This is a genomic window from Amycolatopsis sp. NPDC000009, assembly GCF_055563465.1.
Genome location: NZ_JBVHDI010000003.1, coordinates 386,901 through 402,127, shown reverse-complemented (window position 1 = coordinate 402,127; position 15,227 = coordinate 386,901). Strand labels below are relative to the sequence as shown.

Annotated in this window: 13 protein-coding genes; 5 read left to right on the top strand and 8 right to left on the bottom strand. The window is 69.7% G+C overall.

What is annotated here, in order from left to right; translation table 11 throughout:
- Positions 1-112 precede the first annotated feature (112 nt).
- Positions 113-1,729 (top strand): choice-of-anchor A family protein, encoded by a 1,617-nt coding sequence (locus tag ACZ3HL_RS11780; protein WP_465530501.1) that lies wholly within the window; start codon positions 113-115, stop codon positions 1,727-1,729.
- On the opposite strand, the gene ACZ3HL_RS11775 is transcribed toward ACZ3HL_RS11780, so the two are convergent.
- Both ACZ3HL_RS11775 and ACZ3HL_RS11770 read right to left on the bottom strand, forming a co-directional pair.
- Positions 1,726-2,604, bottom strand: coding sequence for a DUF2268 domain-containing putative Zn-dependent protease (locus tag ACZ3HL_RS11775; protein ID WP_465420869.1), 879 nt, complete (start codon positions 2,602-2,604; stop codon positions 1,726-1,728). The two genes, ACZ3HL_RS11780 and ACZ3HL_RS11775, sit on opposite strands and share 4 nt — an antisense overlap.
- Before the next feature lie 67 nt (positions 2,605-2,671).
- Entirely contained in the window at positions 2,672-4,057 is a 1,386-nt protein-coding gene (locus ACZ3HL_RS11770) for an alpha/beta hydrolase (RefSeq protein ID WP_465530499.1), read from the bottom strand.
- Positions 4,058-4,189: 132 nt separating this feature from the next.
- Here ACZ3HL_RS11770 and ACZ3HL_RS11765 point away from each other — a divergent pair, with 132 nt between their 5' ends.
- Positions 4,190-5,083 (top strand): hypothetical protein, encoded by an 894-nt coding sequence (locus ACZ3HL_RS11765; protein ID WP_465530497.1) that lies wholly within the window; start codon positions 4,190-4,192, stop codon positions 5,081-5,083.
- Positions 5,084-5,297: 214 nt separating this feature from the next.
- Here ACZ3HL_RS11765 and ACZ3HL_RS11760 read toward each other — a convergent pair whose 3' ends face one another.
- Both ACZ3HL_RS11760 and ACZ3HL_RS11755 read right to left on the bottom strand, forming a co-directional pair.
- Positions 5,298-5,969, bottom strand: coding sequence for a GntR family transcriptional regulator (locus ACZ3HL_RS11760; RefSeq protein WP_465420863.1), 672 nt, complete (start codon positions 5,967-5,969; stop codon positions 5,298-5,300).
- On the bottom strand, positions 5,966-7,399 hold the full coding sequence (locus tag ACZ3HL_RS11755; RefSeq protein ID WP_465530495.1) for an aldehyde dehydrogenase family protein: 1,434 nt from the start codon (positions 7,397-7,399) through the stop codon (positions 5,966-5,968). The genes ACZ3HL_RS11760 and ACZ3HL_RS11755 overlap by 4 nt, the downstream gene beginning before the upstream one ends.
- 138 nt (positions 7,400-7,537) lie before the next feature.
- Here ACZ3HL_RS11755 and ACZ3HL_RS11750 point away from each other — a divergent pair, with 138 nt between their 5' ends.
- Entirely contained in the window at positions 7,538-8,983 is a 1,446-nt protein-coding gene (locus ACZ3HL_RS11750) for a GMC family oxidoreductase (RefSeq protein ID WP_465530493.1), read from the top strand.
- On the opposite strand, the gene ACZ3HL_RS11745 is transcribed toward ACZ3HL_RS11750, so the two are convergent.
- From ACZ3HL_RS11745 to ACZ3HL_RS11735, 3 genes are read right to left on the bottom strand one after another with little or no spacing between them, the layout of a single operon-like run.
- Positions 8,967-9,890: an alpha/beta hydrolase gene (locus ACZ3HL_RS11745; RefSeq protein WP_465530491.1), complete on the bottom strand. Its 924-nt coding sequence runs from the start codon at positions 9,888-9,890 to the stop codon at positions 8,967-8,969. The two genes, ACZ3HL_RS11750 and ACZ3HL_RS11745, sit on opposite strands and share 17 nt — an antisense overlap.
- A complete protein-coding gene (locus tag ACZ3HL_RS11740; RefSeq protein ID WP_465530489.1) occupies positions 9,887-10,843 on the bottom strand; it encodes an aldo/keto reductase in 957 nt (318 codons plus the stop codon). The genes ACZ3HL_RS11745 and ACZ3HL_RS11740 overlap by 4 nt, the downstream gene beginning before the upstream one ends.
- 8 nt (positions 10,844-10,851) lie before the next feature.
- Positions 10,852-11,955: a zinc-binding dehydrogenase gene (locus ACZ3HL_RS11735; RefSeq protein WP_465530487.1), complete on the bottom strand. Its 1,104-nt coding sequence runs from the start codon at positions 11,953-11,955 to the stop codon at positions 10,852-10,854.
- 50 nt (positions 11,956-12,005) lie between these two features.
- Between ACZ3HL_RS11735 and ACZ3HL_RS11730 the strand changes: the two genes are divergently transcribed.
- Positions 12,006-13,385 carry an amidohydrolase gene (locus ACZ3HL_RS11730; protein ID WP_465530485.1) on the top strand — a complete coding sequence of 460 codons (1,380 nt, stop codon included), beginning with the start codon at positions 12,006-12,008 and terminating at the stop codon, positions 13,383-13,385.
- Here the strand turns inward: ACZ3HL_RS11730 and ACZ3HL_RS11725 are convergent.
- Positions 13,302-14,018, bottom strand: coding sequence for an SDR family NAD(P)-dependent oxidoreductase (locus tag ACZ3HL_RS11725; RefSeq protein ID WP_465421028.1), 717 nt, complete (start codon positions 14,016-14,018; stop codon positions 13,302-13,304). The two genes, ACZ3HL_RS11730 and ACZ3HL_RS11725, sit on opposite strands and share 84 nt — an antisense overlap.
- Positions 14,019-14,087: 69 nt before the next feature.
- Here ACZ3HL_RS11725 and ACZ3HL_RS11720 point away from each other — a divergent pair, with 69 nt between their 5' ends.
- Positions 14,088-15,029 (top strand): aldo/keto reductase, encoded by a 942-nt coding sequence (locus ACZ3HL_RS11720; RefSeq protein WP_465530483.1) that lies wholly within the window; start codon positions 14,088-14,090, stop codon positions 15,027-15,029.
- The last annotated feature ends 198 nt before the right edge of the window (positions 15,030-15,227 follow it).

Below are 15,227 nucleotides of genomic sequence, written 5' to 3'. Positions count from 1 at the left end.
TCTGGACAACACTGGACGGCCACGAATGGGGTGGGTCACCCGCCTCGCCCGGTCGGGGGTATTTCCGGATTCCGATTGTGTTCATCCGGTGGATGGGCACAAGAATCGCCGCATGCGTGCAAGGCGATTCGCGTCTCTCTCGGCCGGTGCCGCCGCCGCGGTGTGCGTGGCGGCGCTCGTGGTCACCGACGGCGCGGTCGCCGCCCCGTTACCGGGCGGTCTGGGACCCTGCGTCGGACCAGCGTGTCCCGACAAGTACCCGCCGGTGAACAACAAGGATTACGCGGGCCGGGACAACGGCATCAACGTCTTCGTCGGCGGCGAATTCCAGGTACGGGAGGCCGCCGCGGAGGCCGAAGGGCGGGTAGTCGTCCTCGGTGATTTCGACATGGCGAAACGAGCGGGCGCTTCCTCCGTCTACAACGTCGGCATCGCCGGTGTCGGATCGCGTGTCCCGCCGCCGGACGGCGCCGACTTCCTGACCACCGGCGGGAACGTCGGTGTCGCGGCGGACCAGCGGCTGCTCGCGGACGGCGGCGTCGTCCGGCACGCGGGAACCGTCACCGGGACGGTGACCGGCAAGCTCGAAAAGGACCCCGACGCGGCGAAACCCTATGTGGGCCTGCGCGAGGATCTCCGGGTGGCCAGCAAGTGCTACGCACGGGAAGGCACCACGCCTCGTCCGGCCACCGGTACGGCGGTCAACCAGGGATACCGCACCCTGTTCACCGGGGACGGGAAGTCCGCGCTCCAGGTGTTCACCGTGGACTTCGACCTGACCGGCGCCACCGGCGGCATGCAGGGGATCGAGTTCGAGGGCATCCCGGCCGGGGCGACGATCCTGGTCAACATGGTGGGAGCCGCCCGGACGATCAACACCTACACCGGCGACCTCGACGACCAGGATCCGCTGAACAAGCTGCGCGAGCGGCTGCTGTGGAACTTCCCGGACGCCACCGCGGTGAAGATCGCCGGCGGCGCCCAGTTCCAGGGGAGCGTGCTGATCGGCGAGCCGGGAAGCACCGCGACCGTGACCGCGTCCGGGATGAACGGCCGCTTCTTCACCACGGGCACGCTGGTGCACACCTCCGAGGCGACCGGCGGTGGCGGGCAGGAGTTCCACGCCTACCCGTTCGACGGTGATCTGCCCGAATGCGGCAGTACGCCGACCACGACGCCCTCCACCTCCACGTCTACGTCTTCGTCGAGTTCGACCACCACGAGCAGCACCACGACCAGCAGCACCACGACCAGCAGCGCCACGTCGACCAGCCCGACTTCGGCCACGTCGACGTCGGTCACCTCCACGTCGACCGCGCCGACCTCGACCACGTCCTCGAGCTCGCCCACTTCCTCGAGTCAGACGAGCAGCAGCTCCAGCAGCGCGACGTCGTCGAGCCCGACGAGCAGCAGCTCCAGCAGCGCGACGTCGTCGAGCCCGACGAGCAGCAGCGCCACGTCGTCCTCCAGCGCGAGCAGTACCTCGCCGACCACCACCACCACCAGCAGCAGTACGTCGACCACGACCCCCGGCCCCGGGGTCACGGTGACCACCACGCCCGGGCAGCCGGGAGCGACCGCGCCGGGCGGTGGGCCGTCCGACAGTGGCCCGCTGGCCTCGACCGGCAGCGAGATCCGAGGCCTCGTGGTCTCGGGCCTGTTCCTGCTACTCCTCGGTGGCGCGCTGGTGGCGCTCACGATCCGGTCGAGGCGCCGCAGCGAGTCCTAGCCCAGGGCGGTGCCGATGACGTCGCGGCGGTCCACCAGCAGGGCCTCCGCGGCGGTCCGGCCGGTCGCCGCCAGGTAGGCGTCGACGAGGCGATTGCCGACCGCGTATCCGGCGCCGGTCGGCAGCCCGACGGGAGTGCCGCCGTAGCGGGCGGCCGTCTCGTCTCCGTGCACCCAGGCCGCGAAATTCCGCATGCCGGTGATCTCCAGACCGGAGACGACCTTCTCGAACACCCCGTCGTCGTGCAGATGAGGCACACCGATGCGGGCGTAGCCGAGTTCGTCGCCGTACAACTGGCGGGCGAATGCGTCGGCCAGGCCCTCGGACACGATCTGCTCGCCGACGGTGACGGTCGCCGGATCCCAGACCACCCCGCCGGGGCTGTAGCGCAGGTTGTGGTTCAGTTCGTGGACGGCGGTGGCCTCGAGCCTCGCCAAGTTCTCCGGGTACGGCCAGAAGTTGAGGTAGATGTAGCCGGTCACGCTGCCGTTCGCCGACATCCCCAGGTTCGGTCCCATGAAGTGGCGGTCGCCGGGATCACCCAGAACGGTGAGCACGGTGATGTCCGGGATCGCCAGCTGCGGCGTCGCGGCGAGTTGCACGTCGACGGCGTCTTCGAGAGCCGTCTGGATCCGATTCCAGGCGTCCGCTTCGTGCAGGACTCCGAGCGCCTCCAGGCAGCGCTCCTCGTCGCGGTCGAGCGGGAACCCGGCGCCCATCGCGTGCATCGCCACGAGGTCGACGTCGCCGGGGAAGTAGCGGTACATCCCGGCGGCGGGCTGGACCATCTCCTTGAGCAGCGCGGCGCGGTCCGCCGGCGGCGCGAGCAGGATCTCGCGCATCGCGGGGTAGGTGTCGAGAACGGTGATCGTCATGAGAGCGACGGTAAAGGCTCCAGTGGGTGGAGACTCAAGTCGGCTCGGCACCCGTCGACGGGGCAGGTCACCTGGCGAGGAACTCCGCCACCGCTTTCCGTCCGGCCTCGCCCGGCTCCCGGTGCTGGATGGAATGCGCCGCACCCTCGACGATCACGACCTCGCCCCGCGGCGCCACCTTCGCCTCCTCGTACGCCCACTCCATCGGCGTCGACAGGTCGTGGTCGCCATTGAGCAGCAACACCGGGACGTCCGGCAGTTTCCCGCCGGGGTTCGAGCTCGGCGGGACGACCGGCCACGGCAGGCAAGTCCGGACGAAGCCGACGCCGGTGGCGACGGCCGGGCTGAACGGCCAGGTGTCCCGCGCGGTCAACCGCATCTCGGTCGGTTTCAGCAGCGGCTCGCGGGCGAAACCCGGCGTTCCGGCGTCACCCCATGGGAAACGCATGTCCGAGCACAGCGTCGCCGCGTGCAGGCCCGAGCTGAACGACGTGAGCGGGTCGCCGCCGGACGCGAGATTCCGCAGCAGCGAGTCGAGTTTCGCGGTGTTCCCGGCGCGCGCGGTCCGCAGCGCGGTCATGAGGTCTGTTCCCAACGCCGAGGGGTCCCGGTAGCTCGGGTCGACGAATTCGTAGGTGACGATCATGTCGAACAGCGCGACACCGGCCGCGGCGTCCCGGTTCCGGACCAGCCACGCGAGGTCCTCCGCCGGATCGGAAGCGCACGCCGGCGGCTTGGCGCAGGCGTCCCGCAGGACGCGCGCCGTCGCCTTCATCGCCTGGAGGTACAACGATTGTCCGACCGTGGCGTGATGGGGGAGCACCGAATCGAGGATCAGTTTCGAGACGTTGCCGGGATGCGCGATGGCGTACCGCGCCGCGGTGAACGAACCGTAGGAAACCCCGTCCACCACCATGTTCCGCACGCCCAGTGCCCGGCGGAGCAGATCGAGGTCGGCGACCGTCGCGTCGCTACCGTGGAACCTGGCCTTGTCGCCGAGGATCGCGGCACAGCGCGTGACCGCTTCGCGGGTCGGCGGCTCGATGTCGGAACTGCCCACCTGGGCCTGCAGATCCGGGCAGTCGACGGCGTTCGCGCCGGTGCCCCGTTGGTCGATCATCACCAGCCGGTGGCCGGCGAACACATCCGGCATCCGGTCGAGGAGCCCGGTGCCGAACGGGACCCCGGGCTGCCCCGGCCCACCCGTGAGGAACAGCAGCACCCCCTTGGCCGCGTTCGCGTTGTTCGCGGTGGCGACCTGGAGCTTGAGCGTGCCCGGTGTCCGGCCGCGATGGTCGAGCGGCACGGTCAACGTCGAACAGGTGAACCGCGCGTCGTGCGCGCAGGTGCGCGCGTCCTCCAGCCGCGGCCCCGCGGCCGAAGCGGAGGCCGGTCCGGCGAGCACGGCCGTGCAGGCGAGGACCGCGGCGAGAGCGAGCGTCTTCGATCGCATGGACCGATTCTGACCAGGCGGGCCGGGCACCGCGCGGGGTTTCGCCGAAGTTGCTCCGGTCGGCGGACCCTGAGCCCGGACCAGGGAGAATCCCGGATGCCCCGGCCGCCGCACCCTTCTAGCGTCGTGATCATGATCCGACGGCTACTCCTGACGGTGCTCGCCGGCGCGGCGGTCCTGCTCGTGCCCTGGACCGTCTACCTCGCGCACACCTTGCCCGACCGGTACGGGACCGGTCAGTGGCGCGCGGCCTGGGTCGGATTCGACGTCGCTCTTCTGCTCTGCTTCGCGGCCGGAGCGTGGCTGGGGATGCGTCGCCGCCGGTCGGCCGTGCCGCTGCTGTCGGCCACGGCCGCGATGTTGTGCTGTGACGCGTGGTTCGACGTCGCGCTCGGCTGGACGTCGGCCGAACGATGGGCCAGTGTCGCACTCGCCGTCTTCGTCGAGATCCCGGTCGCCGTGGTGCTGACCTTCGCCGCGCGGCGGCTGGTGAGCGACGCGCTGCCGCGGCGATCGGTCACCGTGCGGGACATCGAGATGCGGGAGGATCCGCGATACCAGTGGGTGACGCGCGAGCTTCCCGGCGACGCGGAGACGGTCGCGCGAGGGACGGGACTGGAACGCGCCGAAGTCGCCGAATGCCTGAAATCCTTGGAAGACAACGGCTTCGTACGCCGTGACCGGAAAGGGAACTGGATCGCGATCCCGCAGGACCTTCGGGAGCCCAAGCTGGACGACTACGACGGCGCGGACCGGGAACGGGTCGCCGCGTTCCTCGACGCCAAGTATGCGGACGAGGTCGCCCTGCTGTCCTGGGCGGCGGCGCACCGCGACGAATTCGGCCCGTGGTCGACGGCCCAGCGGACCTCGACGCGGCTGACCGATGACGAGTTCCGTGAGCTGGACGCGGAGTACCGCGAGCTGATCACGCGGTACTGCCGTCGCCGTCGTCGTCCGGTGGCGGGCGAACGGGAACTTTCCGTACGCTTCTACGCCTTCCCGCCGCCGGAGACGGCCCAGGCCTAGTCCCGGACGGACTGGCGTCCTGGCCGCGAAGTGTCCACAAAGGACACGTCGCATCGGTTGAGCGCCCGATTGATGTCAGGATGTCTGGTTCCGCGCGGGGTCGTGAGTGACAAAGAGGGTTAGAACGATCATTGCCGCTCACGACCTCCGCGCAAAGCGCTCAAATCGGGCATTTGGCCAGCGCTGGTGTCCCTTGTGGACGGTCTAGGCCCCCCTAAGGACGCCGCCAGGCCAGGAACGTCTCCAAAGTGGTCAGCCGATGCTCCCGCACGGCCAGTTCGATCTCCCCGGCGGGCGCGTTCCGGTCGAACAGGTCGAGGATCTTCTGGTGCTCCTGCACGGACTCGTGCGCGCGGCCGGGCACGAAGCTGAACGTCGACGTGCGCAGTCCGGCCAGCCGGTTCCAGCCGCGGTTGACCAGATCGAGCACCTGCGGATTGGGGCAGGTACCGAACAGCACGCGGTGGAAGTCGCGGTTCAGCGCGGTGAACCGCGACGGCTCGAAGTTGTCGAGACACGCCGTCAGTTCCGCGTTGAGTCCTTTGGCCTCGTCGAGCGCCTCGCCGGGCAAGGACGGCGCCGCCAGGGCGGCGGCGTAGCCCTCGACCAGCGCGAGTGTCTGCATGGTGTGCTGATAGTCGCTCTCGTCCGCCATGGCGACCTGCGCGCCGATGTTGTGCTCGTAGGTCACCAGGCCCTCGGCCTCCAGCCGCCGGACCGCCTCGCGCACGGGGACGGTGCTGACGCCGAGTTCCTGGGCGATCTGCCCGAACACGAGGCGGTAGCCGGGGGAGAAGGTGCCGTCGTCGATCCTCGCCTTGATCCAGTGGTAGGCGATCTGCGATTTGCTCATCGCGGTCGAGTTGACCGCGTCGCGCTCGGTCACGAGTAGTGCAGCCAGACGGATTTGATCTCGGTGTACGCGTCGATCGCCCACGGCCCCATCTCCCGGCCCCAGCCGGAAGCCTTGTAGCCGCCCCAGGGTGCCGCCATGTCGGGGATCGGCGGCATGTTGACGAACACCGCACCCGCCCGGATGCCGTTGGCGAACCGTTGCGCGACACCCAGATCCCGGGTCCACACGGTGGCCGCGAGCCCGTATTCGGTGTCGTTCGCCCGGGCGAGCAGTTCGTCCGGCTCGTCGTAGGCGGTGACGGCGAGAACCGGGCCGAAGATCTCCTCGCGCATGATCGTCATGTCGTCGGCGACACCGGCGAACAGCGTCGGCGAGTAGAAGTAGCCGTCTCGGTCGACGGCTCGGCCGCCGGTGACCAGCTCCGCGCCCTGTTCACGACCGGTCGAGACGAGGAAGTCCACGTGCTCGCGGTGCTTCGCGGACACCAGCGGCCCGAGCTGAGTGGACTCGTCCAGGCCCGGCCCGAGCTTGAGGCCCGCCAGCCCGGCGGCGAGTTTCTCGACGAACTCCTGTTCACGGTTGCGGTCCACGAAGAACCGGGTGTACGCGGCACAGACCTGCCCGCTGTTCAGCGTGGCCCCCGCGAGGTTGCCCGCGACGGCGGCGTCGATGTCCGCGTCGCCGGCGATGATGCTGGGCGCCTTGCCACCGAGTTCGAGGGTGAGGCGTTTGAGGTTCGACTCCGCGCTCGCCGCGGTGATCAGTTTCCCGACCGCGGTGGATCCGGTGTAGGACAGGTGGTCGACGTCGTCGTGCCTGCTCAGGAGCGCGCCCACCGCGCCGTCGCCGGTGACCAGGTTGACCACCCCTGGCGGGAACCCTGCCTCGTGCACGAGTTCCACCAGGCGGATGCTGGTCAGCGGCGTCACCTCACTCGGCTTGATCACCACGGTGTTGCCGGTGGCCAGCGCGGGCGCGAGCTTCCACACCAGGATCATCAGCGGGAAGTTCCACGGCGTGATCAGCGCGTTCACGCCGACCGGCTCGCGGCGGGTGTAGTGCAGCGTGTCCGGGAAGGACACCGGGTTGGTGGTGCCCTGGATCTTGGTGACCCAGCCCGCGAAGTACCGGAGGTGCTCGGCGGCGCCGGTGACGCTGACCTGGCGTGAGATGCCGATCGGCTGGCCCTGGTCGCGCGTCTCCAGCGCCGCCAGTTCCTCGTGATGCTCGTCGACCAGCGACGCCAGCTTGAACAGCAGCGCCGCCCGCTGGACCGGCAGCAGTCCCGCCCAGGCGGGATCGTTCAGTGCCTTCCGTGCGGCACCGACGGCGGCGTCGACGTCGGCGGCCGACGCGGTGCCGACCTCCTCGATCACCTGGCCGGTGGCCGGATCGTACGTCGGCAGGGACCCGCCTCCCGCGGCGGTCCACTGTCCGTCGATGAACAGGCGTGTGGCCATGGCTAGCTCCTCCTCGACCGGTGTGTGATCGAGTATCGGGCGCCGCGAGGGCTCCGGTCTTGCCCGCCAGGGCACGCCGATTGTCGGCCAGCGAACCGAATCCGCCGGACGCGGTCGCGCCTTGCGAGGGTGGGGGACATGGACGTCATCGTGGTGGGAGCGGGTTCGGCCGGTTCGGTGGTCGCCAGGAGACTGGCCGATTCCGGGGCGTGGGTCACCCTGCTCGAAGCGGGCGGGCCGGACACCAACCCGGCCATTCACGACCCTTCGCGGGCCGGGGAGCTGTGGCACGGCCCGGAGGACTGGGACTACTACACCGTGCCGCAGCCGCACGCGGCGAACCGGCGGCTGCACCTGCCGCGCGGCAAGGTCCTCGGTGGTTCGCATTCCCTCAACGCGATGATCTGGGTGCGCGGCGCCCCGGCCGACTACGACGGCTGGGACCTGCCCGGCTGGCGGTGGGACGACGTGCGCCCGGTGTTCGAACGGATCGAGAAGGACCTGCTCGACGTCGTGCCGAACGAGCCGCTGCACCCGATCCAGCAGTCCATTGTGGACGCGGCCGTGGAGGTCGGGCTGCCGTTCAATCCGGACTACAACGGCGACGAACTCGACGGCGTGTCGGTGCAGCGCGTCACCACACGTGACGGCAAAAGGCTCAACACCTGGCTCGCTTACGGGCGCCCCGCGGCCGGACGGATGACCGTCCACACGGGAGCGCTCGTCCACCGGCTGCTCTTCGAAGGCGACAAGGTGACCGGCGTGCTGGCCGAGGTCGACGGCGAACTGCGCAAGGTCTTCGCCGACGAGGTCGTGCTCGCCGCCGGCGCGCTGGCGTCACCGGCGATCCTGCTGCGCAGTGGGGTCGGCCCGGTCGACGAGCTGGAGGTGCACAGTATCGACGTCGTCGCGGAGCTGCCGGGCGTCGGGAAGAACCTGCACGACCATCTGCTCTCACCGGTCATCTTCGCGACCGATCGCCGCCAGGTCGATCCGCCCGCACCGGGGCGGTCGGTGACGCAGACCCACCTGTTCTGGCGCAGCCGCCCCGGCCTGGCGGTGCCCGACACCCAGCCGATCCACTTCAGCGTGCCGATGTACGAGTCGTGGATGACAGGCCCGGAAACCGGGTTCTCGCTGATGGCGGGCATGGTCGCGCCGCGCAGCCGGGGCAGTCTGCGGCTTTCGGGGCCGAGTCCGCTCGACGAACCACTGATCGATCTCGCCGCCTTGGAGGATCCGGCCGACTTCGAGAGCCTGGTCGCGTCGGTCGAACAGTGCCGGGAGATCGGCCGCGCGTCCGCGCTGGCCGACGACTGGGGTGCCCGCGAGCTGTATCCGGGTCCGGGAGCCGACGTCCGCGAGTACGTCCGGCGGACCGCGATCACCTACCACCACCAGGTCGGGACCTGCCGGATGGGCACCGACGCGGACTCGGTGGTCGGCCCGGAGCTCGCCGTGCACGGGATCAGCGGGCTCCGGATCGCCGACGCGTCGGTGCTGCCGCGGGTGACCACGGGCAACACCAACGCGCCGGCCGTGCTGGTCGGCGAACAGGCCGCCCGGTTCATGCTCGGCCGATGATGCGGCGCAGCCAGGAAGCCCGGGCGGCGAGCGCGGCCCGGGTCACCTCGCTGTCCGGGGCGATCCGGTCGAAGCCGTGGTACGCGCCCGCCCAGACGTGCAGTTCCGTGGGCACGCCCGCCTGCCAGAGGCGTCGTGCGTAGTCGACGTCCTCGTCGCGGAAGATCTCGGCCGCGCCGACTTCGATGAAGGCGGGCGGGAGTCCGGCGAGATCGGTCGCGGTGGCCGGAACGGCGTACGGCGAGGTCTGTCCTTTGAGGAGGGATCGCCAGCCGAACTCGTTGGCGGCCCGGCCCCATACCCCGCGTTCGGCGAATTCCACTGTGGACACGGAGTCGTTGCGGCTGTCGATCATGGGACACAGCAGGAGCTGACCAGCCAACGCCGGTCCGCCGCGATCCCTGGCGAGCAAGGCGATGCCCGCGCTGAGCCCGCCTCCCGCGCTGCCGCCGCCCACGATCAGCCGTGCCGGGTCGAAGCCGAGCTCGCTCGCGTGCTCGGCCATCCACGTGAGGCCCGCGTAGCAGTCTTCGATCGGCGCCGGATGCGGATGCTCGGGGGCGAGCCGGTAGTCCACGGTCACCGCGACGAAGCCGAACTCCTCGACCAGCGCGACCATCCGGGGCAGGTCGGCGAACCGGTCGTCCAGCACCATCCCGCCGCCGTGGATGTTGTAGAACCCCGGCGCGTCCTCGGCGTCCGTCGGCTTGACGACCGTGACGACCACGTCGGTGCCGGGGACTTCGTGATCTTCCCAGACGAGATCCCGGTCGCCGATCGCCTCGGCGCAGGTCAGGTTCCCGTCGGCCATCACCCGTCGTATCTCCGCCAGCGAATCGGTGTCCAGCGGCGGCCCGGACGGCAGGCCTTCGAGGGCGGCGGCGAGTTCGGGATCGAAGGCCGTCACGGTCCCTCCGGATCGACGACGCCCCGGTCCGCCCAGTACGGCTCGACGAGCTCGCGGAGCTGTTCCGCACCGATGCGCTCGACGAGGTCGACGGCACCCAGGTTGTCCTTGAGCTGCTGGGTGCTCGTCGCGCCGAAGAGGGTGGTCGTGTTGGCCGGATGGGTCAGGGTGAAGGCGAGACACAGCTGAGCCGGTGTCGCGTCCAGCTCCGTCGCGATCTTGGCCAGTTCCGGCGCGGAGGCGGCGATGCGCTCCCGGATGTCGCCGGGGTCGCGGCCGACCTGGCGTGCGCCGCTGTTCTTGCCCAGCAGGATCCCGCCTTCGAAGATGTCCGACGACTGGAGTGTCACCCCGAGTTCGCCGAAGACCTTCTCGAAGGGTTCACCGTCCGGAATGGACCGCCGCGCGACGCTGTACTTCAGCTGCGCGATCGCGGGGCCGGGCACGTTCTCCGCCGCGGCGAAATCGTGCAGGGCCTGGATCGTGGTCGCGGACCAGTTGTTGACGCCCCACTGCCGGATGAGCCCGGCCTCGCGGAGTTCGTTCAGATCGAGCACCAGCCGGTGCAGGTCGGTGTCGTCGTCCCGGAGATCGCCCAGCACCACCAGGTCGGCGTGGTCGACGCCCGCGCGGAACAGCGCGTTGTCCAGCTGGCCGCGGAGATCGTGCTCCGGATAGCCCTCCAGCCAGAGCTTGGCCGAGAACAGGTAGTCCTCCCGCCGCAGCCCGGCCGCGCGGACCATCGCGGAGAACAGCACGTCGGTGAAGACCGGTGCGGCGCCGGGGAAACCGTAGACGCCGACGTCGAAGAGCGTGATACCGGAATCGACCGCCGTGCGGACGAGGTCCACCGCCTCGCGGAAGTCCATCCGGTCGTAGGTGTGCCAGGAGCCGAGCGAGAGCACGCCGGTGAGCGGGCCGTCGCGGCCGATCCGGCGCTGGGGGATGATCATGGACTCTCCTAGGGAAGACGGGGATCGATGACGGCTTTGAGTTCGCCGAGCCGCGACATCGACTCGACGCTCCGCGAGGCATGGGAGAGGCCGACTGGCGCGCTGAAGAGTTCGTCCCACGGCAGGCGGCCGGCGAACGTGCGGAAGAAGTCCACCGAGCGGTGGTAGTCGGCGATGTCGCCATTGAGGGACCCGACGACCGTGAGTTCCTTGCCCATCACGGTGCCCAGTGCCACAGGGGAGGGCGCCGGGCCGGTGGAACCGACGATCGCGATCGTCCCGCGCTGGGCGGCGAAGGCGACGGCCTCTTCGCCGATGGTCGGCCCGCCGGCGAAGTCGAAGACGTGGTCGGCGCCCCGGCCCTCGGTGAGTTCCTTGACCCGCTCGACGCGGTCTTCGACGGTGCCGTCGACCGGGATCGTCGCCGTGGCCCCGAAACGTTCGGCCGTCTTCAGCCGGTCGGCGGGTCCGCCGATGGTGATCACGTCGCCCGCACCGGAGATCCGCGCGACCGCGGTGGCGAACACGCCCAGCGCGCCCGCACCCTGCACCACGACGGTCGACCCAGGACGGATCCCGCCCGAGCGCGAGACGGCTCGCAGCACGGTTTTGCCCGCGCAGCCCGACATCGAGGCCCAAGTGTCCTTGACGTCGCCGGGCAGAAGAAGCTTCGCCGCGCCGGGAGTCACGTAGCAGTACCGCACGAGTCCGCCGGTGGCGTACGGGAAGGCGTCGGAACGCTGGAGGAACCCGTACCCGCGCTTATCGCACGCGACCGGTTCGCGCAGGATCGTGCAGCCGTAACACTTTCCGCAGGTCGACTCGGACCAGCCGATGCGGTTTCCCTCGGCGATCTCGCGGCCGAGCGCGTCGGTGGTACCCGGCCCGACGGCCACCACCTCGCCGACCATTTCGTGGCCCAGCACCATCGGGAGCATGCCGGGAAAGGTCATCTGGCCGGACCAGAGGTGCACGTCGGTGCCGCACAGGGTGGTGCAGGTGATCCGGACCAGCGCGGCGCCCGGTTCCGGCTCCTCGGGCAGCGGCAGTTCCCGCAAAGTGAGCGCGGAGCCGTGTTCGGTGAGCACCGCCGCTTCGGTTCTGTTGACCATATTTTTAGTCTACAGTCGTAGGAGAAAAAGTCCAGATCCTGGAGGAAACCATGCCGTCGCAACGTATTCGCCCCGCTTCGCTCGTGGTTCGCGGCGGTCCGGTGCTCACCTTCGACCCGGCGGGCACCGTCGTACGGGCGATGGCCGTGCGTGACGACCGGATCGTCGCACTCGGTGATGTCGCCCTGGACCACGTCGGCCCGGAGACCGAGGTGATCGACCTGGCGGGGAGAACCGTCCTGCCCGGGATCAACGATTCGCATCTCCATGCGACCTGGCTCGGCGCGCGGTGGCCGGACACGCTCATCGGCGGCGCCGGATTCACCGGGGGAGAGGAGAAAACCGTACGCACCGCGGCCGAACGGCGGGCTGCCATCCTGCGCGCGGGCGAGCTGTGCGCGTCGCTGGGTATCACGAGTTACACCGAACCCGGTCTGGGACCCGGCGAGACGGGCTGTTTCGGTGCCGAGGTCCTGGAGGAGTATGCGGCGCTGGCCGCGGAAGGTCTCCTGCGTGCCAGGGTCACCGCGCTGCGGCTGTTCGGTCTGCTCGACGGCGCGAGTTCGCTCGAGGATTTCCGGCGTGGGCTGGCGACTCCGGCGCCGGCCGCGAATCCGTTGTGGCTCACCGTGCCCGGGGTGAAGATCTTCGCCGACGGCATTCCCCCGATGCGATCCGCGTGGACGCACCACTGCTACGCCGACGGTTCGCACGGAGCGCTGCTCGTCGACGGCGACGACGATCCGGGCCGTGCGGGCAATCTGGCCGCGATGATCCGTCTCGCCCATGGCGCCGGGATGACGGTGGCGGTGCACGCTACGGGGGATCGCAGTATCGAGGCCGCGCTCGGCTCGCTTCGCCGTGGCGACCACCTGGTGCACGGCGACCTGGTGACGGCGGATCAGCTCGCGCGCATGGCTTCGGCGGGCGTCGGCCTGACCACGCAGCCCGCGATCGCGGTCGCCATGCGGGGGATGCTGACGGCCGCACTCGGTGCCGAGGTGGGTGCTCGAGCCTGGCCGCTCGCGGAAATGCTGGCGTCGGGTGTCCCGCTGACCTTGAGCAGCGACGCGCCGGTGGTGACCCCCGACTGGCGGGTCCACATCGCGGCGGCCGCCCGGATGCTGGAAGTGTCCGAAGTGGACTCGGCGTTGATGGCCCGGTTGCTGCGCTGCTACACGGTCGCGGCCGCCGACCAGGACGGCGCGGCGGACTGGAAAGGCTCGCTGACCGTGGGCCGCGTCGCGGACTTCTGCGTGCTGGCCGCGAACCCGCTCGAGGTCGGGTTCGCAGACCTGCCGGACGTCGATGTCGAACTCACCGTGTCCGGCGGCCGCGTCGTGTACTCAGGTGAGGAGCTGCCCGCCGTCGACCTGGAGGCTCACCCCGGTGAGATGGCCGGCGTCGGCGGAGGCGAGGAACAGGACTGACGGCACCACGTCGGCGACGGAAGCGATGGTGCCCAAGGGGATCCTCGCTTCCCACGCCGCGCGGGCGGCGGTGTCCGAGGCGAAACCGGCGGTCATCGGCGTGAGCACCGGGCCCGGCGCGACGGCGTTGACGCGGATTCCGTGGGGTGCCAGTTCGAGCGCGGCCGAGCGGGTGAGCGCCTCGACCGCGGCCTTGGTGGCCTCGTAGTGGCCGAGCCCAGGGGTCGGCTGCCGGGCGCCGATGGAGGTGATGTTCACGATGGCGCCCCGAGTGCCCGCTTCCAGCATGTGCGCGCCGACCGCGCGGGTCATCAGGAAGGTGCCGCGGAAGTTCACCCGCATGCACAGGTCGAAGACGCCGATGTCCAGCCCCACCAACGGCCCACCGCCCCCGGCGAGACCCGCGTTGTTGACCAGGACCTCCACCGGGCCGAATCGGTCGGTGATCAATGCCAGTGCGGCGTCGACCGAACCGGGGTCGGAGATGTCGAGTTCGACGTGCTCCGCGCCGAGCTCGCCGGCCAGGTCGTGCGCGGCGCGGACGTCGACGTCGGCGATGACCACGCGGTCACCCGCGGACTGGAAGGCTTCGGCGATTCCGCGGCCGATGCCACTGGCACCGCCGGTCACCACGACAAGTCTCTTGTTCATTCTACGATCGTAGACTAAAACTTGTTTCCGTTGCCAGTGAAAGGAAATCTCGTGGACGAGAAGCAGAACGGACTGGGCTTCGCCACCTCGGCGCTGAGCCTGGGATCCTGGAACACCTGGGACCGCATGGACTTCGACGACGCGGTGCGCCTGCTCAGGCACGCGATCGACTCCGGCATCACGCTTTTCGACGTCGCGCACTACGACATGGGGCCGCATTCCGAGCAGTCGCGCACGGACCTCCTCTTCGGGGAGGCCGTACGCGCCGCCGGAATCAAGCGCGACGAGTACCAGCTGTGCGGGAAGCTCTGGCTCTGGGACTACCCGGACACCGGGTTCGCCGAACAGCTCGCGACCTCGTTCGACCGGGTCGGCGTCGACCGTGCGGAAGCTGTCGTCGTCGGCGACTACTTCGAGCGCCCGGACATCCCGCGGATCGTCACCGAGGTGGCCGAACAGATCCGGCTCGGTCGTTTCGACGTCTGGGGTGTGAACAACTGGCAGGCCGCCGACCTCGGCCTCGCGCTGGAATTCGCCGCGCGCGAAGGTCTTCCGGCTCCACGCTTCGCTCAGCTGAAGTACAGCGTCGTGCGGCGTTCGATGGCGGAAGGTCCGTTCTACGGCGCGCATTTCGAGGCGGGACGGTTGACCTTGCAGGCGTCGGACGTGTTCGAGGGCGGTGTGTTGCTGGGCAAGACCCCTGTGCGGAAGATCGGCGCGGATCCGGGCGGTATCCGGGAGTCGATCCGTGCCGCCGCCACTCGTGTCGCCGCGGTAGCCGGGGATTTCGGGGTGAGTGCCTCGCAGCTGGCGCTCGCGTTCTGCCTCGCCTACGCGCCGGTGGCGAACGTGCTGTTCGGCGTGAGCCGTCTCGCGCAACTGGAGGACAACCTGGGCGCCCTCGCGCTGGCCGCTTCTCGTGGTGCGGAGGTACGGGCGGCCCTGGAGGACCTCTGGCTGGACCGGCACGTGGCCGCGGACGGAACCTTCTGACTCGCCTGGTGGCGTGTCGCGAAAGCCACTTTCGGGACGTCTGGTGTCCCGAAAGTGGCTTTCGCGACGCCCGGGGAGTGCGTGAGCCGGTCGTCGGGCATGCCTCCTGAGGGGGCGTGAAGGGCAAGGGGTGGTGTTTGGGGTGTGGGGATTTTTATCAAAGAAAAATTTTAAATATTGTTTTTTGAAAAAAACCAC

Bases quoted from the DNA above. Each gene is read 5' to 3' on its own strand.
- ACZ3HL_RS11780 (WP_465530501.1), top strand. From the start codon at position 113: ATGCGTGCAAGGCGATTCGCGTCTCTCTCGGCCGGTGCCGCCGCCGCG.
- ACZ3HL_RS11755 (WP_465530495.1), bottom strand. From the start codon at position 7,399: ATGGCCACACGCCTGTTCATCGACGGACAGTGGACCGCCGCGGGAGGC.
- ACZ3HL_RS11735 (WP_465530487.1), bottom strand. From the start codon at position 11,955: ATGGTCAACAGAACCGAAGCGGCGGTGCTCACCGAACACGGCTCCGCG.
- ACZ3HL_RS11740 (WP_465530489.1), bottom strand. From the start codon at position 10,843: ATGATCATCCCCCAGCGCCGGATCGGCCGCGACGGCCCGCTCACCGGC.
- ACZ3HL_RS11750 (WP_465530493.1), top strand. From the start codon at position 7,538: ATGGACGTCATCGTGGTGGGAGCGGGTTCGGCCGGTTCGGTGGTCGCC.
- ACZ3HL_RS11770 (WP_465530499.1), bottom strand. From the start codon at position 4,057: ATGCGATCGAAGACGCTCGCTCTCGCCGCGGTCCTCGCCTGCACGGCC.
- ACZ3HL_RS11730 (WP_465530485.1), top strand. From the start codon at position 12,006: ATGCCGTCGCAACGTATTCGCCCCGCTTCGCTCGTGGTTCGCGGCGGT.
- ACZ3HL_RS11775 (WP_465420869.1), bottom strand. From the start codon at position 2,604: ATGACGATCACCGTTCTCGACACCTACCCCGCGATGCGCGAGATCCTG.
- ACZ3HL_RS11765 (WP_465530497.1), top strand. From the start codon at position 4,190: ATGATCCGACGGCTACTCCTGACGGTGCTCGCCGGCGCGGCGGTCCTG.